The sequence below is a fragment of the Lacrimispora brassicae genome (assembly GCF_054772055.1).
In genome coordinates this window covers 189,804-213,340 of the sequence record NZ_BRYH01000048.1, presented here as the reverse complement: position 1 = coordinate 213,340, position 23,537 = coordinate 189,804, and the positions used below count along the sequence as shown (strand labels likewise).

Below are 23,537 nucleotides of genomic sequence, written 5' to 3'. Positions count from 1 at the left end.
ATGCTGCGGACATCCAATTGGGTGCCGCAGCGTTTTCTTGTCAGCAGGAAGCGTTGTTTTTTCTGTATTCCAAAGGGGTACAGCCTTCATGGTCAACGAAAAGTCTGGTAAAATGACTCTGACTGTAATAACCGCATGCTGCAGTTACCTCTTTAATGGGCATGTGGGTGGATACTAAAAGCTCTTTTCCGTGGTTCAGGCGAAGCTGTGTGACATAATCATTGTACCGGATTCCCAAGGCATTCTTTAGCAGGTTGCTGATATAATTTGCAGACAGGCCAAAACGGCTGGCCAGGTCTGCTGCGGAGATATTGTCCTGGTAATGCTCCTGGATAAAACGTACAATGGACTGAGCCTTGGACTCTATGGAAGGAGCATTTAAAAGGTCTTTGCCGGCCAGCTCAAAAAGAGTCTCCAGAGATGTGTCTGCATCCGGTCCGGTATCAAGCGTTCGGTCAAATAATAAGGACAGGTAAGTGATAAATGCTCCCTGGTATTTCTTAAAGTCTTCCTGAAGACGGTATTGGTTTAACAACAGGCTGCATGCGGTGGAGAATTTGGTGTAATCCTTTGCAGCATATGCGGTCCGCACCTCCATGGAGATCTGGCAGAAATCCAGTAAGGCAGAGCTGTAATTCTGCAGCGGGTTCAGATAATAGAAGTGGTTCAGGCCTAACAATACCCTTAAGGAAGAATACTTCACAAGTATGGGCAGTGCTGCCTTTAAGTCTTCCGGCTCCCTTGTAATTGAAGACGCAAAACACGTTACGCCCTGGGGATAGCTGCAGACGGAAAAGGTTTTGAACATTCCGTGGATCAGGTCTGATTTCTCTGAAAAGCACAGCAGGAGCAAGCCGTTTTCCGTGAAGATAGATACGATATTATTTTCATAAGATCGGAACGGAATATATACATCTTCGGCGGGAATTCCTGTCATATCCACAGTTACCAGCAGCAGTCCGCAGTAAGTGCCGGCGTATTCTCCGAAGGAGCTGTCACGGTGGTTTAAGGTACTTTCCAACCAATTCCTGAACATGCTTTTCTTCTGTTCCATATGTTTTTGCTGCTGTTTCCTGGCAGCATCAATGGTTTCCTGGATGGTTTTTGTATCCAGAGGTTTCATAAGATAGTCGTCTACCTTTAATTTGATGGCTTGTTTGGCATATTCAAATTCGTCAAAGCCGGTCATGATGTAATAGCTGGTAAAAGGTGAAATCTCACGTGCCTGACGAAGTGCTTCCAGCCCTGATATTCCCGGCATTTTAATATCTACATAGGCCAGTGCAAAGTCATGTTCTGATAAGCGTTCCAACATTTCACGGCCATTGGAGGCATGAAATACTGCGGTGTCCTCTGTTCCTGACTGTATAAGCCGTTCAATGGAAATATGGATCAAAGGTTCGTCGTCTACAACTAAAATGTTCATCATAACTCACTGCCTCCGTAAGTAGTCTGTGGAATGGCTATAACCTGGATGGTGCTGCCGTTAATCCGGTATATATAAAGGCGGGCAGCCGGATTCCAGATGCTGATCCGGTTTTCCACATTTTTGATACCGATGGAATTGGGGGAATTAAGCTGTTCCCCGGTAAAGCCGACTCCGTTATCCTCAATCATGATATACAGTGTATCAGTACATTCTTCCACATGAATTTCCAGTCTGCAGGGAACCTCGCTGGGTTCAATTCCATGAATGACTGCATTCTCAACAAGGGGCTGCATAATAAGCTTTGGCAGGCCTTGTTCACGCAAATTGTCTGGACACTGGATCTCATAAGATAAGCGGTTTCCAAAGCGGAGAAGGCAGAGACAACAGTAGTCATTCAGAAACTCCAGTTCCCTGCCAATGGTTGTATTGCTGTCCTTGCTCAGTACATAGCGGAGTAAGTGGGCAAAGGAGTAGAATGAATTATTCAGCAGTTCCTGTTCACCAATCTGGTTCAAGGTAATAAAGCTGTAAATGGTATTGATGATGAAATGAGGCTGAATCTGGGACTGCAGAGCCTGAAACTGGAGGTTCTTCTGGGCAATGGAGAGTTCATATTCATTTTTTATCTTCTCCTGCAACTGAAATGCCATGGCATTTACGGAAGAGCCGATTTCATTAAATTCCAGCACAGGAAGAGCATGGCATCTTGCAGTAAGGTTTCCGCTTTCCAGTTCCTTTAAAGTGGATTTAATATGATAGGTAGGCTGTTTGATCCATTGATTATTCCGTTTGAATAAAATATAAGCAATGCAAACGCCTGCCATATAGCATAAAAAGGAGGTCATCATAAAGGTGGATATTTGTCGGGTAATATAAGAGGAAGATAGCAGTACATGGACGGTAAGAGGATAGTCTTCTAAATCCTGGGAATAGTGGTTCCAGGTTTTATGGTTAAATGTAAGCTTTGGAGATGTCAGTGAATCAACGAATCCTTTATCCACATCTGTATCCGAATATATCAGTTGTCCGTTATTGTTTGTAAACAATATCATGAGTGGTGCTGCGGAGGTAAGACTGGAAAACAGGTTTTCTAAAGCATCTGTTTTTAAGTTCACCATTATGATATTGGTTTGCTCAGGAGAGAAAATGTTATTGAGCTTGCGTGAAATATAAAAGCTGTCTGTATGAAGGATACCTTCGGAAGATTCCTGTTTGTCAGAGGGGACTATGGCGATACGGCAGCCAAGCTCCACAGCAGCAGTGTACCATTCCCGGGAATTGAGGGGATTGACAGTGGGAAGGTATTGATACCAGTCAATGGAATTAAAATAAAGCACATGATTGTCCGACATTACCACCAGATCGCCAAAATCCTCCCTGGAATATGTAGTAAGCTGAAGTAGCTGGCCAATCTCCTTGCTTATCTGATTCTGGTCATATGGCGATAAGGAATCAAGCGATGATTTGGACTGGAAATAGGAGTGGTAATAAGGCGCTTTCGTGATGTTGTCAATGTCATTGATATATTTGGTCATATAGGCAGATATAAGTTTCTTATTATTCTCTGCCTGCTGGTTGATTTCCCTGTATTGCCTTGCAATAAACAGATAGGAGACGATGCAGTTAACCAATACCATGGGGACCAGGAAGCTTATGATGAAACTTGAAAATAATTTTCTGGAAAGAGAAGCTGTATTTTGGTTTTTCATGATATAAGCGTCCTTTCTAAGAGTATGTATTAACCATAAGTATATCAGATAAAAAGGTCTTTATCAATCAATGGACCGACAAATACATGCTATGAAAGCACTTTGAAAAACAGCAAATGCCGGCTTTTAGTTCCCAGCAGAAGCAGGAACAAGAGACTGATTCCTGCTATTGCTATGTTGCTGGGGATTTCAGATATCTGTACTGCTGTCAATATTTTTATCGTATCCGGGATTGGTTAAATAATGCAATAGGAGAACCTATGACATGCATCATAAGTCCTCCTATTTTAAAATAATCAATATTGCATTTTTCTAATTGTTGCAGAGTGACTTTGAACAGAAATCGACCAGGCAAATACCCACCTGCCGGTCTCTTATACCGCCTTATAGCGGACTTCATTCATCCCCCGATTCATTGTACCTATTGGATCATGGCCATAAAGCCATTCATCGTGACTTTTTTGGGGAAGTATTACCGGCATTCGATCGTGAATAAATGAAATACCGGACCATGCCGGACGGGTCAGAATAACGAAAAGAGAATCACCCGTTTGAGGGTCTGTTCTCGATAGTCCTGCCATCCACACCGGGCTGTTATCCGGAGTCATCAGTGCATATTTTACCTTTTGGGAGCCACGCTTTTCCCATTCAAAATACCAACTGGCTGGTATCAGGCAGCGTCCTTCCAAGAGTGGGCGCCGAAACATATTTTTTTCTGCTGCCGTTTCGCTTCGGGCGTTAATGATCTCGCCTTTGCCGTCAAACTTTGGAAATCCCCAACGCATTGCCTTCATGGTTCCGGCGGGGGATAAAACAGGCGCAAGGTTTGTTGGGTATATCTCGCCGGTTTTTATGGATGTTTTTCTCTCAACTTCAGAGATAATAGAACGCAGCTCAGCGTCATCAATTTCAATATAGTATCTGCCGCACATGCTATCCGGCCACCTTTCTGAGCATAGGAAATTCGTTAAATTCTTTTATAACGATTGGCTCATAATTTCTGTTTAATAAAATCAGCATAGTTTTAGTACCTACTTCTGGCTGCATACAATATGCATCTGATAAGAATAAATACTTTTATTTCTCCGCTTCCTAAATTATATGACAGTGCTGCATATATGTCAATAATAAGGCCAAGCCTCTCACCTTTTGATGCATGGGTGTAAACGTATGTTAGGAGGGCCGAAGGAATTAATTGAAATGACTGATGCAAAGGGCAGATACCCAATATCCCGTACCCGTCCATGTTGTTAATAACAGCGATTTGATAACCTTTAACAGATTTAGTTAAGTACTTATAGATATCAATTAGCAACGATACATGCTATTATAGAATATATCTTCCATAAACCGCCAATGCTTGACCATATAGGTGATATTGATCCTGAGTTTCGTGATGAATTAATATATGGCATCTTTAGTGCGTGGATAGATGAAAAGGAAATGTTCGATGAAGAGCAGATCAGATATATAACTTATTGGGCAACGTTATGTTGTTCATCTATGATTTTATTTTTTCAGAGGATATCATTACCGTATTTGATTTAGCAGGTAATTATTTCGAGATTGAATACTATAAATCATCAATATGATTCTGCCCCCATTCACATAAGCATTGCAAAACAGGCATAATGCTTAATCCTCTTTGGGACAGAGAATATTCTACCTTTGGAGGAACCTGAGGATATTCTTTTCGGATAATTATATTATCTGTTTCTAATTCTTTTAACTGTGTGCTAAGCATTTTATGGGAAATCGTTCCAAGAGAACGTTTTAACTCACCGTATCTCAAAACCTGTTTTTTCCAAAGCCAAAACAATATGTGCATTTTCCACTTACCGTCAATCAAAGAAATTGCGTAAGCAAATGGTTCAATATTTACCTCATTATTCATGGTTACTCTCCTTTGAGATAGTATCTAACAAAAAAGTACATACTTGCAGTTGATTATATATTAATTTATCATAGAGATATCAATTATTCAAGGAGGATATTATCATGAAGAAAGAAATACAAGTATTTGACTATGCCAATGTAATTTTTGAAGCACTTAAAACAGGTGTTTTATTAACCACAAAGGCAGATGATAAAGTTAATTCCATGACTATTTCATGGGGAACCCTGGGGATAGAATGGGGGAAACCGATTTTTACAGTTTTCGTGAGAGAAAACCGCTTTACAAAACATCAACTGGAGAAAAGTCCTGAATTCACCATAAACATACCTATTGGTGAGTTCGATAAAAAAATATTAGGGATTTGCGGCACAAAATCTGGTCATTCAAGTGATAAAATCAAGGAATTGAATTTGACACTGGAATCCCCTGAATGTGTTTCAGTTCCTGCTATTAAGGAACTCCCCCTTACACTTGAGTGCCGGGTTGTATACAAACAAAAACAAGATGAGAGCGAAATCTCAGAAGAAAATAAAACTAAATTTCACCCGCAAGATGTTGAAAGTTCATTTCATGGTGCAAACAGGGATTTTCACACTGCTTACTATGGAGAAATTGTAAGCGCATATATCATTGAATAAACGATTACGGTTTTTCAATGGAATGTTTGATTATGAACATAACGCCAGATCAAAAAAAATCAATTTATCAATGAGATCGCGATTAAAAGGCGGTAAAACAGCAGGGCAAGCTGAAGATTATCAATTGAGGTCAAAAATCACAGTTAACGGGCAATGAATTGTTAAACCTTCTGAAAGGCATCAATATTAAATTATTAACGGATGGAAATGGCAGAGCTTTGGACAATCAGGGGATAGAGTATTTTTTCAAAATCATCCCTGCCGCCAAGGCTCTGCCATGTTTATGATTCCAGGTATGGAAAAAAGCCGTCTTCCGACAGCCCTGATCGCTTTATACTTATGACAGGCATTTGTCTGTTATTCAGAAGGTGATCCTGCGTTTAAAGGTTGAGATGATCCACCTTGTGCTGCCATAGCTTTGAGCGGCAGCAACTGTGCTTACCAGTTCCCAGCCCTGTAAGCCTAATTCGTTTAAATCCTTCTGAAATGCACTTTGGTCAACTTTGCCTCCTAATACTCCTTTGGCATCGGTAAACAGTGTTTTGTATTCGAATTGTTCCATATTCTAACGCTCCTATATTCCTTTTTAAGTGATAGAAATCACGGGGCATCCATACCGTTTCGCCAGCAGATGGCGCCAATCCATTTCCTAATGGCAGATCATTCAATTGTAAAATCTTCTGAACTAAAATTAGCATAGTAGCGTCCTGTAGCTGCCGTGAATTTTAATACACAGTAGTCCGGGTCAATAACTCCTTCCGGATAGTACATGGTGTCACCTTTCTGCCATATCATTTCCTTGCTGGCGGCGTCCTCCAGCACCTCCATCATCCCCTTGAGCATGACACCGCGAAAAAATCTTTTATCGCAGAAGTAAATACTTGCTTTTGGATTTTCCCGGTATTGAGCCACCCGCTTTGAAGAAGTGTTGGTTGTAAAATAGAAAGTTTTAATATCCTCCCGTTTTCTCGGCAGCAGCATAGCCTTTAAGTTTGGGAAACCTTCCTCATCCACTGAGCTTATAAAAGAAACATTTTGTTTGTCGATCAAGTTACCGATTGTTTGATTTTTGTCCTTCATCATATTTATCTGCCTCCTTTAAGTATATCTGAGGTAATTATAGCTCATCTTTGCCGGAGGGTAAATTACCCACTTTTTTGTGGGTATTCATTGGTCAATAAAACCCTTAGCTTTTAAGACATCCGTCATGCCGTTTTCCTTCATCAGTTCAATGCCCACACCCTGCATAATGGTCACAGCTTCTAACAATTTTTTGCCCCGTTCCGTTAAAGCATATTTCACTTTAAGTGGATAGCCGTCAAAGGAATGCTTAACAATCATGCCAAACTCAATCAATTCCTTAAGCTGTTCCAACAGCATTTTTTGATTGATACCGTAAATATCCCTTTCAAGCTGAGACAGTGATTTATCGGATTTACCAAGCTGCCATAAAATAATTGGTTTCCATTTGCCTTTTGTAATGTCGTGTGTCAGTTCCAAAGGGCAAGTATATTGTTCTCGTATTTTCATTGGGCACCTCCGGGCTTTCGTCCAGGTCATATTAAAATAAGGTTCAAAGAAAGGTTATTTCTAAGCGGTTTCCCATTGCTGATGGGAGGAGGGCTAAGCCATCAACATTATTATACAGCATTTTTCTCAACTTCACAATTCTGATTCATTGGGCTAAGTTGTCCCCAAGTTCCTTTTTACCCGGAACCCAATGGAAAAGTATTAAAAATATCACAGTAATTGGAAGGAGGGCCGCTACATTTAAGTGTTTTAAATCAAAAAGTCCCACAGGTACATGGAGTTCCTATAAATTTTATAAATCTGACAAGAAATTAATAAAAAACATAAAAAGTGCTACAATATAATATTGTGCTATTTTTTATGGAAAAACAGACAAACTATCTGTAAAAAGATGTTGTCATGTTTGATGGATTTCTTAAATAAGGAGGAGCTTCCATTGCTGAGCTTGTTGGAAAAAATTGATTTTTATATAAATTCACCGTTTTTATTGAATATTCTATTGATATTGGCTGTGTCCATCTGTTTTGTATTATTCCTGCTGTATTACCGGCATTACCATTTTAATAAGAACGAGCATTTTCCGGCCTGTTTTTTGGGAGAAGGAGATAAACCAGGTCCCAGCGAGTGGGAGAAGCAGATGCTTGATCTGGCAGAAGGCCACAGTCAGGTCAGGCTGGAGGGACATAGCTTTGTTCTTAATGATTATAACCAGGCTGCCTATAAAAAGCTGAATAAAATCAGGAACAGCATCTCTTCTGTCTCTACCGATATTATTTCCCTGATTCCTGCGGCACGCTGGCTCTTTGACAATTTCCAGATGCTGTACCGGGAAATTAAAAGAGTACGTACCTCGGGAACCAGCTATGCCGTATTGCCGGTTTTAAAGGGAAAGGAATACCGTAACTTTCCCCGTATTTATGTTGTGGCGAAAAAGATGGTGGCTCTTTCCGGCGGGCACTTAAGTGAAGAAAATATTGACCTGATGCTGAAGGCTTATCAGCAGAAGATACCTCTTACGGACAAGGAAATCTGGGTTCTGCCGGAGGTGCTGGGCTTTTGCCTTCTGGAAGAGATCATTGTGATCGCGGATGAAATTCTTCATATGATTGATGTGAAATCAAAGGCAGAAAAATTTCTCCGGGATAAGCTGGCAGAAACACAGGGGCCGGCTGATATATCAGCACTGCTTTGTAAAACAGAAGATAACTTAAGGCTGAACTACTCATTCCATGCTCATGTAATATACCTGTTAAAAAGCATGTCTTTTGATGAGGCCTCCATTCAACGCTACCTGGAATATCACTTTTCTTCCGTGGAAAGACAGGTAAAGGCCTCCGGCATATTCCTGGAGGAAGGAAAAATAGAATCATTTCTTGAAACAAATATCCGGACGTTGATTGTCAGCCTGAGGGATATCAATGAAGTAGATGAAGAAAAATTCTTTGAGGAATATTCCTGTCTGGAGCAGATTCTATCACAGGATCCGGATGGTGTTTATACAAAGATGGATTTAGAGTCCAGGGGCATGTACCGTGGAGTCATTGTTAAATTATCCCTCCGTTACCGGCTGACGGAGGAAAAGATAGCAAAGGACTGCCTGGAACTGGCGGTTTTGGGAAGGGATGACCTGCATTGCTCTCATCATGTAGGGGCCTATCTGTTGGGGAAGGGTTATCCTGTTCTGAAAGCAAAGGCATTAGGGAAGCCGGTCCCTCAAAGCATTAAAAAAAGGATGAACGTAAGCGGCTTCCTTTATTTCTTTTCCCTGTGTCTTATTATTTTGGGGCTGAGTGCCGGCCTGCTCTATGGTTTCCAAACCCTTGGCGGGCTGCAGGATACCGGCCGCCATGTGATTCTCCTTTTGGCGGCAATGCCGCTGTTAATGGGTATTTCCATAGAGATTACAAATTTTATATTTACCAGAAGAATTAAGGTCCGGAAGATCCCATCCCTGAACTATTTAAAGGAAATTCGGCCGGAAGCAAGAACCTTTGTGGTCATGCCGGTGATTGTCTCTTCAAAAGAACAGGGCCTGGGGTATATGGACCGTCTTCAAAAGCATTACCTGGCAAATCGGCAGGAGAACCTTTTTTTCGCATTGCTGCTTGATTTTGAGGATTCCCCGGACCAGTTTATGCCAAAGGATGAGGTGATTGAAAGTGCCCTTGCTGCTCGCATGAAGGAACTGAATGAACTCTATCCGTCGGAGCCCCAGCGTTTTTCCCTGTTCTTCCGCTGCCGTAAATGGAATCAGGCGGAGAACTGCTATATGGGCTGGGAGCGTAAGAGAGGAAAGCTGGAAGAGTTTAACAACCTTTTAATTGGGGCAGGAAAGGAGAATACCACCTTTTCTTCCATTTACTGCGACGAAAAGCTTCTTCCTGCCTTCCGGTATGTGATTACACTGGATGCGGATACGAATCTCCTTCGTGACAATGCTGCAAAACTGGTGGGACTGATTGATCATCCTTTAAACCGGCCGGTTCTGGATCCTGCAGGACAGATGGTGAAGGAGGGCTATGTCATCATTCAGCCCTCCGTAAGAAACCATATCGTGGATAAGAACGGCAGCAGGTTTACGAAAATCTTTGGAGGAGAATCGGGCCTTGCCCATTATGGAACCGTAATATCAGATATTTATCAGGATATTTTCAACAAGGGAATCTATACCGGGAAGGGCATCTATGACATTGAAGCCTTCCACAAGGTGCTTCAAAATAAGGTGCCGGAAAACAGGATTCTCAGCCATGACCTTTTTGAAAGCTGCTATGCGCGGACGGCTTTTTCCAGCACAGTCAAGATCATGGACACTTTTCCAAATAGCGTTTTATCCTTTACCAAAAGGGAGCACCGGTGGCTGCGGGGGGACTGGCAGCTTCTGCCCTGGTTATTCATGAAGAAGACCCGGGACGGGAAAAGCTTATGTGCATTGTCAAGATGGAAAATCTTTGACAACTTAAGAAGAAGCCTGGTTCCTTTGAGTAAGACGCTGTTTGTATTGCTGAATCTGGCATGGATGCCAAAAGCATTTTATCTCTGGTTACCCCTTGTTTTCTTTAATGATATATTCACCCTGGTGATTCTGCTGCTTGCAGTGATCACCCAGAAGCTGACCCGGCCAAAGCTTGCCCTTGTTTATAAAGGCTTCTTAAAGGAGCTTGCTGCCATGTTTTACAGAGCATTCCTGGAGTTTACCATCACTCCCTACCGTGCATATGTGGCATCCGATGCAATTGTCAGAACTCTGTACCGGATACTCATCAGCAAAAAAAATCTGCTTCGCTGGAATACGGCGGAAGCAGTGGATGCCTCCATTGTCAATACCAGAAGAGGATATTTTCTTACCATGTGGAGTTCTCTTCTTCCGGCCGTTGTGCTAATGATAATTTTATTTATGGGACATTTAAACCCGGCAGGAATGATTCTTACAGCAATGGCAGTTGCTGCCTGGAGTCTTGCCTTTGAAATCGCATACCGGATCAGCCAGCCGGGAGAAAAGCATCATCTGAGGGATAAAGCACAGGACAGTGAGGTGCTTCTGGATACTGCACGCAGAACCTGGCAGTTTTTTAAGGAGTTTTCCACGAAAGAAAATAACTGGCTCTGTCCCGATAATTACCAGATTTCAATGGTTAAAAAAGTAAGCGATAAAACATCGCCGACCAATATAGGACTTCAGTTTCTGGCAATTTTGTCAGCCAGGGATTTTGGGTTTGAGACGCTCAGCTCTACGGTGGAAGCCGTGGAGAACCTCATAGAAACGGTCCAGAAAATGCCGAAATGGGAGGGACATCTCTATAACTGGTATCATATTCAAACTCTGGAGGTGCTTAACCCTGCCTATATATCCACCGTGGACAGCGGGAATTTCCTGGGACATCTGGTTGCCCTGAAAAACGGCCTTTTAGAACAGATCCACAAGCCGGTTTATCCCGACAATTTTCTGTCCGAGCTTAGGATCGCAGTTAAGGACAGCAATGAGGAAATTAAACGCAAAACAGGCAATCCTACTGGAAACGGCCTTAGGAACGGGTATCATAGGATCGGGGAAATGATAGAAGACATTGCGGATATCTGGGAAGATTTAATCGAGAGGGAGATCCGGCCGTCTGCTGATTACCTGTGGAGCAGACATTTGATGAACCTCATTGACAGTACTGTAAATGAAGCTGCGGCCTTAAAACTGAAGGAAGAGAGTTTTTCTTCCTATCCATCCCTTTGCCGTATTGCAGCGGAGGGAAATCAATTTGCGGACAGCATGATAGAACGGATCAAGGCTGTGGCCAATAAAATAGACTGCATTTTAACAAATGTTGATTTCCGTTTTTTATTTAACGAAAAGAGAATGCTGTTCCATATTGGATATCATGTATCCTCCCATATGCTGGATGAGGGCTGCTATGACCTGATGGCATCGGAATCGGCACTTACAAGCCTTCTTGCCATAGCCATGGGAGAAGTGCCGGTAAAGCACTGGTACAAGCTGGGCAGACCTTTGACCGTTGTCAAGGGCATTCCATGCTTTGTATCCTGGAGCGGAACCATGTTTGAATATCTGATGCCGAATCTTGTATTCAAGGAATATGAAGGCTCGGTCTACGCCCAGACCTCCAGGGCGGCGGTACTTCAGCATATGAAGTATGCAAAGGAGGCGGAAATACCCTGGGGAATATCGGAATCTCAGTATTACCGCTTTGATTTAAATGCAAATTACCAGTACAAAGCCTTTGGTGTACCAAAGATAAGACTCCAGCCGGTCCGTAAAAATTCCATGGTGGTGGCTCCCTATGCAACGATGCTGGCACTGGATGTGGCAGAAGAGGAATGCATGGAAAATTTAAAGCGGCTGAAGGAATTAGGCGCTTTCGGCACTTACGGCTTCTATGAGTCCGTTGATTTTAATGTTCCAAATTCGGTAGAGCTGACGCCTTACTGCATTGTAAAATCCTATATGGCCCATCATCAGGGGATGAATCTGGCAGCCATTAATAACTATCTGAATGAGGGCATCCTTCGGGAGAGGTTTCACGGGGAGATGATGATAAAGGCCACGGAAGTCCTGCTGGAAGAAAAGCGCCAGTCCTATTTGATTTCCATTGCCAAGCAGGGATATACAATAAAAATCGGAAAGCCCCTTTTTAAAGAAGATTTTTACAGCAACCGGTATGTCAGCCGCCAAGGCGTAAATCCACCAGTTGTGAATTATTTGTCAAATGGTAAGTATTCACTGATGATAACCTCTGATGGAGACGGTTTCAGTAAATATGAGGACCGGATGCTTTACCGCTGGCGATCGGATATTTACGCGAATACAGGTAATTATATCTATATCAAGGACATGAAACAGGGGAAGATCTGGAGTGCGGCCTATCATCCCACCAAAACAGAGCCAGAGGATTACCAGGTGATTTTCTGCCCCCACCAGGCGGAATTTAAACGCAGGGACGGGGACATCTCGTCACACATGATTGTCAGCCCGGATGCGGACCATAATCTTGAGATACGAAAGATTACATTTACCAATCACGGGAATGAGGAGAAGCAGTTGGAAGTGACCAGCTATCTGGAGGTGGTGGATGACACCCATCTGGCAGAGATCAGCCATCCTGCGTTTAATAAGCTGTTTCTGGAAAGTGAGTATCTGGAAGAGCAGGAAATCTTTCTTGCAAAAAGACGGAGGAAGAAAGAGGATGATAATCCTTATGTGATGCACATGGCAAGAACTGGAGTGAAGCTGTGTAAAAAATTAGAATACGAAAATGACAGAAAACACTTTATGGGGAGAAACAATACCCTGGAGAATCCGGATTCTGTGGTTAACAGCGTTGCTTTTTTCAATAATTCGGGCTTTTGCAATGATCCCATCATGAGCCTGCGGGCCCAGTTCTTCATTGGAGCAGGTGAAACTGTCTGCATTTCTTTCATTACCGGAGTGTGCGGCAGCAAGGAGGAAGCAATAAAAATCGCAGAGGAATTGAATGTAGGTTACCGGATTGACGATATCCTGGAGAAATTCAGGCTTCAAACAAACCTGGAGTTAAAATATCTGGAGATTAACAGGACCCAGCTAAACGCTTTTCAGGATTTAATCAGCCCCATTTTCTATCCTGGGGGCATTTACCGGGGACCGGCTGAAAATATAAGGCGTAACTTTATGAATCAGAGTTTCTTATGGAAATTCGGCATATCCGGCGATAATCCCATTCTGCTTTTCATGGTCCGGTCCATGGATGAGGAAAGAATCGTAAAGGATGTATTAAAGGCTTACGAATATTTAAGAATCAACCGTGTTATGGTGGATCTGATCCTCCTGATTGATTCCAAACATGGTTATCATCAGGAAGTGGATGAATTAATCAACGATATGACAAGCTCTCTCCGGATTTATGACTCCAGAAGCGAGAAGCCAAGCTTTTTTAAACTGCATACCTACGAGATGAAGCCGGCGGAGATTGATTTGCTGTATACGGTGGCGCGGGTTGTATTTTCAGAGAAGACGGGGATTTATTTTACCAATGGAAAAGAAAATCTGTAAGAGTTACTTGAGGAATATTAGGTTTTAAGGAGGAAGAGGCTTTGGACACAGCATATGCACCAACAACACAGGAGAAAGAAACAGAAGGTTATGAATTTTTTAACGGCTTCGGAGCATTTGCCTGTGAGGGCAGAGAATATGAAATTCTGCTGGAGGGCAATAACCGGCCGCCGGCACCCTGGATTAATGTTGTCTCAAACAAGAGCTTTGGATTCCAGATATCGGAGTCGGGCGGGGGCTTTACCTGGAGCATCAACAGCAGGGAAAACAAGCTTACGCCCTGGTCCAATGATCCCGTAAGTGACAGAGCCTCAGAGGCGATCTATATTCTGGATGAAATAACCGGTGAGGTAATGACTCCCATGTCTCTTGGAAGGTCTGACCGGGGCATTTACCGGGTAAGACATGGCTTTGGATACACCAGGTTCCTTCATGAGGAAGAACTGGTTGATCAGGAACTGACTGTTTTTACTCCTTTGGAAGAGTCGGTGAAGCTATGGAACCTTACCCTGACGAACCGTTCAGATAAAGTGAAATATTTAAGCCTGACCTATTATGTGGAATGGGTGCTGGGCACCCAGGGGGAGCATACCAATCCCTATATCCTGACTTCCTATGACAATGAACACGAATGCTTATATGCAAAGAACATCTATACCATGAATTTTCAAAACACCTATTCCTACCTGTTCTCCAGTGAAACCATTTCCGGCTATACCGGTGACAGACAGGAGTTTTTGGGACAGAAGGGCAGCATCCGGGAGCCGCGGGGAGCGGAAGTCAAGCTATCCTGCAATACAGGGGTAAGCTATGATCCCTGCGGAGCAATTCAGGTATCAATAGCAATTCAGCCCCAGGAGAGTAAGACCGTGTTGTTCGGGCTGGGGCAGAGCAGCAGCCTTGACGAGATTTACAAAATCAGACACAAGTACAGGGAGGTCTCCGCTGCAGAAACGGAGTTTAACAGGGTGAAAGCCTATTGGGACGGATTACTGGGGACGGTCCAGGTAAAGACGAAAGACAGGGCGGTAGATATTCTGTTAAATGGCTGGCTTCTTTATCAGACAGTGGCCTGCCGTATTCAGGCAAGAGCCGGCTTTTACCAGTGCGGAGGTGCTTACGGATACCGGGACCAGCTTCAGGACACCCTTTCCCTTCTCTTTGCAGATCCCGGAATTCTGCGCAGGCAGATTTTAATTGCCTGCAGCAGGCAGTTTGAAGAAGGGGATGTCCAGCATTGGTGGCATCCTCCCATGGGAATCGGGGTAAGAACGAGAATAACCGATGATTTACTTTGGCTGCCTTATTGTACCGCTGCTTATATCAAAAGCACCGGAGATGCCACAATTTTAAAGGAGCAGGTACCTTACATCAAGGGTCCGGTGCTTAAGGAGGATGAGCATGATGTAATGTTTACTCCGGAAATATCTGAACGCTCTGGAAGTGTGTATGAGCATTGTAGAAAAACCATTGACCGGACCTGCTTTGGAGAACATGGACTTCCTCTCATGGGAGGAGGGGACTGGAATGACGGCATGAATGAGGTGGGAATGATGGGAAAGGGGGAGAGTGTCTGGCTGGCATGGTTTTTGTATACCGTAATGGGTGACTTTATTCCCCTGTGCGATCAGGAAGGCGATGGGGCCTATGGCCGGGAATTGGAGCAGAAACGGGAAAAACTGCTTCAAAGCATTGAAGAACACGCCTGGGATGGGGAGTGGTATTTACGGGCCTTTTACGATGACGGCTCAAAGCTGGGTTCAAAGGAAAATGATGAGTGCAGGATAGATTCCATCAGCCAGTCCTGGAGTGTGATATCAAAGGGGGCAAAGGAAGAACGGGCGAAAACAGCAATGCAGTCGGCATGGAGTTATCTGGTTAAGGAGGAGGATGCCATTTCCCTGCTTTTAACGCCTCCCTTTAACAAGACCAGCAAAAATCCAGGCTATATTAAGAATTATATCCCCGGCATGCGGGAAAACGGAGGCCAGTATACCCATGCGGCGGTTTGGCTGGCCATTGCCACCTCCATGCTCCGTGACCATCACATGGCTCAGACCCTGTTCACCATACTTAACCCGATTCACGTGACCCAAAACAGGAAGGATGTGCTGAAGTACGAGAAGGAACCGTATGTAATGACGGCGGATATATCCCTTTGCCCCCCTTATACCGGAAGAGGCGGGTGGAGCTGGTATACCGGCTCTGCAGGCTGGATGTATCAGGGGCTGTTAAGCTGGTTTCTGGGCATTCGGAAAGAGGGGAATGAACTGGTCATTGATCCGGCCACGCCGGAAAGTTTCGGAGATTTTTCCATTGAATATAAGTATGGGAAGTCCCTTTATGAGATCATGGTTGAGAGCCGAAGCAAGGGAGTGCTGACAACGGAAGCAATCACTGTGGATGGCAAAGCCATTGAGGGGAACCGGGTTTTGCTGGTGGATGATGGAGAAAAGCATCGGATTATCGTATAGTATAATATAACAACAGAAATGGGGAAATCGAACAACAGTTATCGGTTAAATTTCCAATAATAGATTATAAACTTGATATTAATGGAGGTAAAATGAAGACTGAAAGACGATTGACGAATGCCTATAAAAATGCTGATACAATATATTTTGATAATGATTCAAAATATATATTTTTTAGTGATATGCACAGGGGTGATGACAGCATCTCCGATGAATTCACAAGAAATCAGAATGTTTTTTTACATGCATTAAATTACTATTATAAAGAAGGATATGAATATATTGAAGTTGGTGACGGAGATGAGCTTTGGGAATACAAGAATTTTAGTGTTATTCGTTTGGCTCATAGCGATGTTTTTACAGTAATAAAAAAGTTTTATGATGCAGGCCGCTTTATTATGTTATATGGTAATCATAATATTTATTTAAAATCAAAGCGATTTATCAAAGAAAACTATTATCAATATTATGATGAATACAATCAGATACGAGTAGACTTATATAGAGGGTTGGAGCCGAAGGAGGCTATCATTCTTAAACATAAGAAAACGAAACAGAAGATTTTTGTGCTCCACGGCCATCAGGGCGACTTTATGAATGATCAGTTATGGTTTTTTTCCATGTTGTTACTTCGGTATTTTTGGAGGTATTTGCATATTGTCGGATTCGGCAATCCAACTAGCCCGGCTCGTAATTTATATAAAAGACATAAAGTAGAGAAGGTATATGGAAGATGGATAGAAAAACATAAAATGATGCTTATCTGCGGACATACTCACAGACCCAAATTTCCTAAAGCAAATGAACTCCCATACTTTAATACTGGATGTTGTATACGAACTCGTGGTATAAATGGGATTGAAATTGTTGACGGTAAAATACAAATGGTTGACTGGAGAATTGCTGCTGCTGAAAATGGAGATTTGCGTATTCACAGGACAGTAGTTAGAGGACCGGTGCCAATTGAAAATTATGAGTATAAAAACAATCCATATTCCACTCCTCTTAAAAGCTATGATGACGATTAATAAATTTTTATGCCAAAACCTCTGAATTGCTGTAAAGGCTGGAACCATTGCCTTGATTACATTTCAGAGGTTTTGTGCAGTATATAAGTATTTTTTCATTAGTATACTTGACGGCGAAACAAAGAAATGATATATTTGTATGTACAAACAAAGGAGGTAGTGTTTTGGATTGTAATTTCGAATCAAAGGATCAGGAATGTAAGCTCAATGGCTGTCTGTTTTTTACTTCTGCAAAACTCGCCCGGGAAATGGGAAGAATGGCGGATGAAGCCTTCAGCAAAACGGGATTGTCCCCCAGCCATGGAATACTCCTGTATATTGTAAATCTCAGAGGCGGCATACAGCAAAAGGAAATTGGTGAAACGCTGCACTTGACACCGTCTACCATAACGCGTCTCCTGGAGAGACTTGAGCGAAAAGGGCTTATTGCAAAAAAAGCAGAAGGAAAGAATGTATATCTTTGTACGACGCCAGAGGGTCTGGCCATGCAAAGTGAAATTATAACAGCGTGGAATATGCTTCAAGACGAGTATAAGGATGTACTGACTGAAGAAGAAACTGCCAGATTTATAGAAATCAGCAGCAAGCTGCTTAAAAGTATGGACGATAAAAAAATGAAATAAGAAATCAAAATTCAGGAGGTCATGTCTATGGAAGAAATTTTCATCAGAAAAAGTATTCGAAAGTTTAAAGCTCAGGAAGTAGAACCTGAAAAAATTGATAAGCTGCTCCGTGCGGCCATGCAGGCTCCATCAGCAGCCAATCAACAGCCCTGGGAATTTATTGTGGTGCAGGGATAAGGAAACATTGGCTCAAGTTGCCCAAACCTCTCCTTATGCAAAGCTGGCTGCGAATTCTGCTGTAACCTTTGTTTTGCTGGCCAATGATAAAGCGCTGGCAGTGCCCACCGGATGGGAGCAGGACATGAGCGCTGCAGCGCAAAACATGCTTTTGGAAGCTGTTCATTTGGGACTTGGAGGTGTATGGCTGGGGGTTGCCACATCCCATGCTGTTGCGGAAAATGTGAGCCGGTTGTTTGAGCTTCCGGATCATATCAGGCCTTTTGCACTGATTTCCATAGGCTACCCTGATGGGCAGAAAAATGAATTTGTTGACCGCTATCAGGCAGATCGGGTACATTACGAAAATTGGAAACAAACAGCAAAAGAGAGTTTATAAACCTATGATAAAAGTCTTTGCAAAGAATTTCATCAAAGCAGAAAAAGCAGATGAATTTATTTCAGCAGCAAAGATCAATCGTTATAAGACGTTAGTCTGACGGAAGGAGCAGTAAAATATGAAAATGGATTTCCCTGTTGAAAAAACAGTCAAGGCTCGCAGCAGTATCCGTACTTATGAGAACCGTGGTCTTTCAAAAAATGAAAAGGATCAAATCAACACCTATATTGCAAGTTTATCCAATCCTTTTTCCATAGACGTTACCTTTCGTCTGCTGGAAAAGACTGCCTCATCTGAGGGAGAAAAGCTGGGAACTTATGGGGTCATTAAAGGTACCGAAAATTATATCGGCGCATCGGTGGCGAACAGTGAATTGGCTTTGGAAGCCCTGGGATATTCCTTTGAAAAACTGGTTCTGTATGCCACATCCCTTGGGCTTGGTACCTGCTGGCTTGGCGGGACCTTTAACCGCAGCGGTTTTGCCGCAGCCATGAATTTAAAAGAGGGGGACCTTTTCCCCTGTATTTCCCCTATAGGATATCCCACAGGTAAAAAAAGAATGCTGGAATCGCTGATGGGGTGGGGAGTAAAGTCAGATCAGAGAAAACAATGGAGTGAACTGTTTTTTAAACAGAATTTCTCCCGGCCTTTGACAAAAGACGAGGCAGGGGAGTTTGCCTTCCCACTGGAAATGGTACGGCTGGCTCCTTCCGCAGTCAATAAGCAGCCCTGGAGAATTGTGCAGGATAAAGACATGTATCATTTTTATCTGGCAAGATCTCAAAAAAGCGACAATGCAAAAATAGATCTTCCAAGGGTCGATATAGGCATAGCCGCCAGCCATTTCCATTTGGCTGCGTTGGAAAAGGGATTGCCGGGAACCTTTCAAAAACTTGTAAAACCCGAAATCCAAAGTCAGGAACAGGTGCAGTATGTTTTTTCCTGGATTGGGAGTTAATGCCTGCTCTATGGCAATAAAGATCTTTCTTTGAAGCCCATCAGACTATTGACTATCTTTGCTATAATTAAATCAAGCCAATTTACTGCAATGGGATGCAGGGAAAGAGAGGAGTACCAAATGTTTAGAGAAATGAGAAGAAACAAACAATTATTATCGTCTGAAGATACAACTGCCGTAATGGACCGATGTACAAATGGGGTCTTGGCATGCTTAGGAGATGAGGATTACCCATATGCTGTTCCCTTAAGCTATGTATATTTTAATGGAAAAATATATTTCCATTCAGCAAAAGCCGGACATAAAATTGATGCTGTCATCAAATACCCAAAGGTATCTTTTTCCGTAATTGATGAAGATACTATTGTAAGTAAAGAATATACTTCTTACTTCCGCAGTGTTATTGCCTTTGGAAAAGCCAGAATTGTGGAGGGTGATGAAAGGCTGGAAGCATTCAAGGCCCTGGCAAAAAAGTATTCAGGTGACCAACCTGAAGATGCCAGACATAAGGAAATAGCCGGATGCACACAGGCTTACTTAATTGCAATTGATGTGGAACACATAACCGGTAAGGAAGCAATGGGGTTTGTCAGGGCAAAACAGCAATGAGTCTTTACACATAAAGACCCTTAATAAAAATGGCAATGGCTTTTAGCCATTGCCATTTTTAACCCCTTATCATCTTTATTATATCCGATTATGATATTGAAGTAAATATTTTAAGATACAAGAGAATTAATTACACACATTAATTTATTTGGTGTAATTATCGAAGTAGCCTTGTACTAATACGATGGGTGTTCCTTTATCGCCGCTGCCTGAAGTAAGATCACAAAGGGAGCCGATCAGGTCGGTTAACCGGCGGGGGGTAGTTCCCTGAGATACCATGCTGCCGACTAAATTGCTCTCTTTGCTTTGAATATAATTGGAAATAGCAGCCTTTAGTTCTGCTCCGCTTAAATCAGCAAAATCGTTATCGGCAAGATATTTTAATTTGACTTCATTGGGCTGGCCTTCCAGGCCTTCCGTATACGCCGGAGAAACCACCGGATCTGCCAATTCCCAGATTTTACCCATAGGATCTTTGAAAGCGCCGTCACCATAAATCATGACTTCCACATGTTTTCCGGTTCTTTCAAGGAGGCCATTTTGAATGCTTTTAATAACCGGATCGCAATTCCTTGGGAATAGCTTAACCGTGTCTTCGGTAGCTTTGTTGCTGCCAAGCAAGCCATAATTTTCGTTATACCCGCTGCCATCAACGGCTGCGGTTAAGATATCATCAAGGCCAAACACAATCTCTGCTCCGGCAGCCTTTAATAAACGTTTCGTTCTGAAACGGGTATGGATATCGCAGCTAAGAACATGCTTTGTATAATTTAAGATGGTACGGCAGTCATTTGCAAGAATAACTTCCACCTCGCAGCCTTCTTTTTGGATAAGCTCCTTGTAGTACTCAATATAATCGACTCCGGTAAAGGTGTGTTTCCTGCAGCCAAAAAGTTCACGGTACTGTGCCTCTGTCAAAACATCAGTCCAGGGATTAATGCCTTTTTCATCTAAAGCATCAAGATCGATTAGGTGATTACCTACTTCATCCGAAGGATAACTTAACATAATTATGATCTTTTTAGCACCTCTTGCAATGCCCTTAAGACAAATGGAAAAACGGTTACGGCTTAAAATAGGGAATACAATACCGATGGTTTCATTGCCAAATTTATCTTTTATATCAGCGGCGATTTGGTCAACCGTAGCATAATTACCCTGAGCACGGGCAACAATGGCTTCGGTAGCGGCGATAACATCTCGGTCCCGCAATTCAAAATTTTCACTTTTTGCTGCATCAAGTACACTTGAAATTACTATTTCTGCAATATCGTCTCCCTGCCTGATAATTGGAGCGCGTACGCCTCTTGAAACAGTACCTATTAGTCTCTCCATATGCATGATTCTCCTTTGAAACCCACGACAAATGCTGATGGGATGTTTTTTAATTCACTTTATTATAACATGAGAATTGATATTGGTAAACTTAATGCTTTTTATATATGACATAAGTTTTACTTATATTACCCCTTTATTAATATTTAGCAAGGCAGGAACATCTTTCTTTTAAACTTAATGCTATAATTAAGTTATCATACAGAAAAATGCAGGTGGGAGTGAACATTGAATTACAGAGAACATATGGATAAATGTATTAAATTCATTGAAGACCATATTAGAGAAAATGTTACTATTGAAGAAATTGCAAATCAATCCGGGTATTCTCTTTATCACTTTTGCAGAGTTTTTAATCTGTGCATGGGTGTATCTGTCATGGAATACATACGAGGGCGCAGGTTGTCCCTGGCAGCCACGGAATTATTCAGGGGAAGGAAAGTCATTGATATTGCAGTTGATTATGGGTTTGAGACATCCGGCGGTTTTGCCAAAGCTTTCCGTAAAACTTTTGGCTATACCCCCACACAGTATGTGGAACGGATGTCCGGGTATGCTGATATAAAAAGTGCATGTCCTGTTATTGTAAAAAGACCCGCATTTAAGGTTGCCGGCTATGGAATTAAAACCGATATTACCGGGGCAGCCTATACAAAGGATGTAGCATCTTTCTGGAGCAATTATAACGGCGAAAATTTAGAAAGTAAAATGTACAAAATTCTGAATCCGGCAAAGCATGGGGAAGTGGGATTGTATGTTCCTTTATCAGAATGTGGTGATGCAATCTATCTTTTGGGTGTAATTGTTGATGATTTTTCAAATACCCAGGAAGATATGCTGACAGTAGAAATTCCAAATGCCGAGTATGCTGTTTTTACCACCAATCCTGTGGATACCACCAATGATTGGGAACAAAAAGAGTTTGCAAAGACGATTGCAGGCACATGGAAATATATTTTTGAAGATTGGTTCAGAGACAGCGGCTATGTTTACGACGAAAGTAAATTTGATTTTGAATTTTACGATGAACGCTGTCATCACAGGCAGGATACGGTTATGGATATCTATATCCCTGTTAAAAAGCAAGATAACAGAATAATCAGGGAAGAAAGGGATGAAGGATGTTAAGCTATTATGGTAGATTGTCTTCAGAAGTATATGATATGGATAAGCCTGTGGGCCATTCTTTTGGAGATATAGAATTTTATGCGGATAGGTTAAAGTCGTGTAAGGGCCAGATTCTTGAACCTGCAACAGGAACCGGACGTATATTAATTCCGCTTTTAGAAAAAGGATTTCATGTAGAAGGATTTGACAGTTCAAAGGATATGCTGCGCATCTGTCATGATAACTGCAAAAGAAGGGGACTGAATCCTAAACTTTTTGAGGCAAAGATGGAGTCTTTTTCACAGGATACTAATTATGAGGCTATTATAGTACCCACAGGAACATTTCTTCTATTGTACAAAAGGGCTGATTCCATAAAAGCATTGCAGAATTTCTATGAGCATCTATCCAATGGCGGCCGGTTAATGGTTGATATATCTTTGCAAAAAAATATTTCAACAGGCATTGTTTCCACAAGAACCTGGGAGTGTCCCAATGGAGATATCATTACATTGGAAAATAAAATTGTAGAAGTTGATTATATCAACCAATATACAATTTCTCATGGGCGATATGAAAGGTGGCGGGAAGGCGTACTTGTGCAGACGGAATTAGAGCTTTTTCCGTTACGGTGGTATGGAGTAGAAGAGTTCCGATTAGTGCTTGAAAGCATCGGATTTAAAGATATTGTGATTTCTTCCGATTATAAATTGGGAAAATATCCATCATCTTCTGAAGAAATCATCACTTTTGAGGCTGTAGTAAAGGATTAATCTTAAAAAAGAGTTGTTCGCCAGATTCCCAAACAAAGAATATTGACTAATGGGTTAATAAAATGTATAATAATAACCAATTTAAAAGAATATTGTCTTATAAAAAAATAATGTTTTCTGGGATTTTAAAGTTTAACAGGTTTATGACCTGGAGAGAGCTCATAGTTTTATAATTTCGGTAAGGAAGGATAAAAGCCTGGGAGATATCAAAATGATATCTTTCAGGCTTTATTGTTACTTGCTGCTAAATCACCGGCAACCAGAACGTAAGGCTTATTTATTACTGGGAAATGCCTGACAGAATTATCAGGTGGTAATTTTAAGCTACAGAATATT

At 42.1% G+C, this 23,537-nt stretch carries 19 protein-coding genes; 11 read left to right on the top strand and 8 right to left on the bottom strand.

Annotated features, from left to right (window positions below; genetic code table 11):
- Window positions 1–40 precede the first annotated feature (40 nt).
- From ACYVD3_RS21980 to ACYVD3_RS21965, 4 genes are all read right to left on the bottom strand, one after another.
- Window positions 41–1,429, bottom strand: coding sequence for a response regulator transcription factor (locus ACYVD3_RS21980; RefSeq protein ID WP_460644638.1), 1,389 nt, complete (start codon window positions 1,427–1,429; stop codon window positions 41–43).
- Window positions 1,426–3,138 (bottom strand): sensor histidine kinase, encoded by a 1,713-nt coding sequence (locus ACYVD3_RS21975; RefSeq protein ID WP_460644637.1) that lies wholly within the window; start codon window positions 3,136–3,138, stop codon window positions 1,426–1,428. The genes ACYVD3_RS21980 and ACYVD3_RS21975 overlap by 4 nt, the downstream gene beginning before the upstream one ends.
- Before the next feature lie 374 nt (window positions 3,139–3,512).
- Entirely contained in the window at window positions 3,513–4,070 is a 558-nt protein-coding gene (locus ACYVD3_RS21970) for an SOS response-associated peptidase (protein WP_460644636.1), read from the bottom strand.
- 641 nt (window positions 4,071–4,711) lie between these two features.
- Complete coding sequence (locus ACYVD3_RS21965) at window positions 4,712–5,032, bottom strand: winged helix-turn-helix transcriptional regulator (protein ID WP_460644635.1); 321 nt, start codon at window positions 5,030–5,032, stop codon at window positions 4,712–4,714.
- Window positions 5,033–5,136: 104 nt separating this feature from the next.
- Here ACYVD3_RS21965 and ACYVD3_RS21960 point away from each other — a divergent pair, with 104 nt between their 5' ends.
- A complete protein-coding gene (locus tag ACYVD3_RS21960) occupies window positions 5,137–5,673 on the top strand; it encodes a flavin reductase family protein (protein ID WP_460644634.1) in 537 nt (178 codons plus the stop codon).
- Between the two features lie 361 nt (window positions 5,674–6,034).
- On the opposite strand, the gene ACYVD3_RS21955 is transcribed toward ACYVD3_RS21960, so the two are convergent.
- The 3 genes from ACYVD3_RS21955 to ACYVD3_RS21945 all read right to left on the bottom strand — a co-directional run bounded on the left by ACYVD3_RS21955 (window position 6,035) and on the right by ACYVD3_RS21945 (window position 7,203).
- On the bottom strand, window positions 6,035–6,235 hold the full coding sequence (locus tag ACYVD3_RS21955) for a DUF4177 domain-containing protein (protein ID WP_460644633.1): 201 nt from the start codon (window positions 6,233–6,235) through the stop codon (window positions 6,035–6,037).
- A 98-nt stretch (window positions 6,236–6,333) separates the two neighbouring features.
- On the bottom strand, window positions 6,334–6,753 hold the full coding sequence (locus ACYVD3_RS21950) for a pyridoxamine 5'-phosphate oxidase family protein (protein WP_460644718.1): 420 nt from the start codon (window positions 6,751–6,753) through the stop codon (window positions 6,334–6,336).
- Window positions 6,754–6,840: 87 nt separating this feature from the next.
- The gene (locus ACYVD3_RS21945; protein ID WP_460644632.1) at window positions 6,841–7,203 is read right to left on the bottom strand and encodes a winged helix-turn-helix transcriptional regulator; all 363 of its coding nucleotides are present in this window, start codon (window positions 7,201–7,203) and stop codon (window positions 6,841–6,843) included.
- Between the two features lie 436 nt (window positions 7,204–7,639).
- Here ACYVD3_RS21945 and ACYVD3_RS21940 point away from each other — a divergent pair, with 436 nt between their 5' ends.
- From ACYVD3_RS21940 to ACYVD3_RS21905, 8 genes are all read left to right on the top strand, one after another.
- Window positions 7,640–13,738 carry a glucoamylase family protein gene (locus tag ACYVD3_RS21940; RefSeq protein ID WP_460644631.1) on the top strand — a complete coding sequence of 2,033 codons (6,099 nt, stop codon included), beginning with the start codon at window positions 7,640–7,642 and terminating at the stop codon, window positions 13,736–13,738.
- Between the two features lie 41 nt (window positions 13,739–13,779).
- A complete protein-coding gene (locus tag ACYVD3_RS21935) occupies window positions 13,780–16,212 on the top strand; it encodes a GH36-type glycosyl hydrolase domain-containing protein (protein WP_460644630.1) in 2,433 nt (810 codons plus the stop codon).
- Window positions 16,213–16,304: 92 nt separating this feature from the next.
- Window positions 16,305–17,240 (top strand): metallophosphoesterase, encoded by a 936-nt coding sequence (locus ACYVD3_RS21930; RefSeq protein ID WP_460644629.1) that lies wholly within the window; start codon window positions 16,305–16,307, stop codon window positions 17,238–17,240.
- Window positions 17,241–17,404: 164 nt separating this feature from the next.
- Window positions 17,405–17,863, top strand: coding sequence for a MarR family winged helix-turn-helix transcriptional regulator (locus ACYVD3_RS21925; RefSeq protein WP_460644628.1), 459 nt, complete (start codon window positions 17,405–17,407; stop codon window positions 17,861–17,863).
- 27 nt (window positions 17,864–17,890) lie between these two features.
- Entirely contained in the window at window positions 17,891–18,040 is a 150-nt protein-coding gene (locus ACYVD3_RS21920) for a nitroreductase family protein (protein WP_460644627.1), read from the top strand.
- Window positions 18,041–18,047: 7 nt separating this feature from the next.
- On the top strand, window positions 18,048–18,419 hold the full coding sequence (locus tag ACYVD3_RS21915) for a nitroreductase family protein (RefSeq protein ID WP_460644626.1): 372 nt from the start codon (window positions 18,048–18,050) through the stop codon (window positions 18,417–18,419).
- A gap of 118 nt (window positions 18,420–18,537) precedes the next feature.
- Window positions 18,538–19,377 carry a nitroreductase family protein gene (locus tag ACYVD3_RS21910; RefSeq protein WP_460644625.1) on the top strand — a complete coding sequence of 280 codons (840 nt, stop codon included), beginning with the start codon at window positions 18,538–18,540 and terminating at the stop codon, window positions 19,375–19,377.
- A gap of 120 nt (window positions 19,378–19,497) precedes the next feature.
- Window positions 19,498–19,986 (top strand): pyridoxamine 5'-phosphate oxidase family protein, encoded by a 489-nt coding sequence (locus ACYVD3_RS21905; protein WP_460644624.1) that lies wholly within the window; start codon window positions 19,498–19,500, stop codon window positions 19,984–19,986.
- Between the two features lie 144 nt (window positions 19,987–20,130).
- Here the strand turns inward: ACYVD3_RS21905 and ACYVD3_RS21900 are convergent, their stop codons facing one another.
- Window positions 20,131–21,321 (bottom strand): coenzyme F420-0:L-glutamate ligase, encoded by a 1,191-nt coding sequence (locus ACYVD3_RS21900; protein WP_460644623.1) that lies wholly within the window; start codon window positions 21,319–21,321, stop codon window positions 20,131–20,133.
- A gap of 228 nt (window positions 21,322–21,549) precedes the next feature.
- Between ACYVD3_RS21900 and ACYVD3_RS21895 the strand changes: the two genes are divergently transcribed.
- Both ACYVD3_RS21895 and ACYVD3_RS21890 read left to right on the top strand, forming a co-directional pair.
- A complete protein-coding gene (locus tag ACYVD3_RS21895; protein ID WP_460644622.1) occupies window positions 21,550–22,449 on the top strand; it encodes an AraC family transcriptional regulator in 900 nt (299 codons plus the stop codon).
- Complete coding sequence (locus tag ACYVD3_RS21890; protein WP_460644621.1) at window positions 22,443–23,201, top strand: class I SAM-dependent methyltransferase; 759 nt, start codon at window positions 22,443–22,445, stop codon at window positions 23,199–23,201. The genes ACYVD3_RS21895 and ACYVD3_RS21890 overlap by 7 nt, the downstream gene beginning before the upstream one ends.
- The last annotated feature ends 336 nt before the right edge of the window (window positions 23,202–23,537 follow it).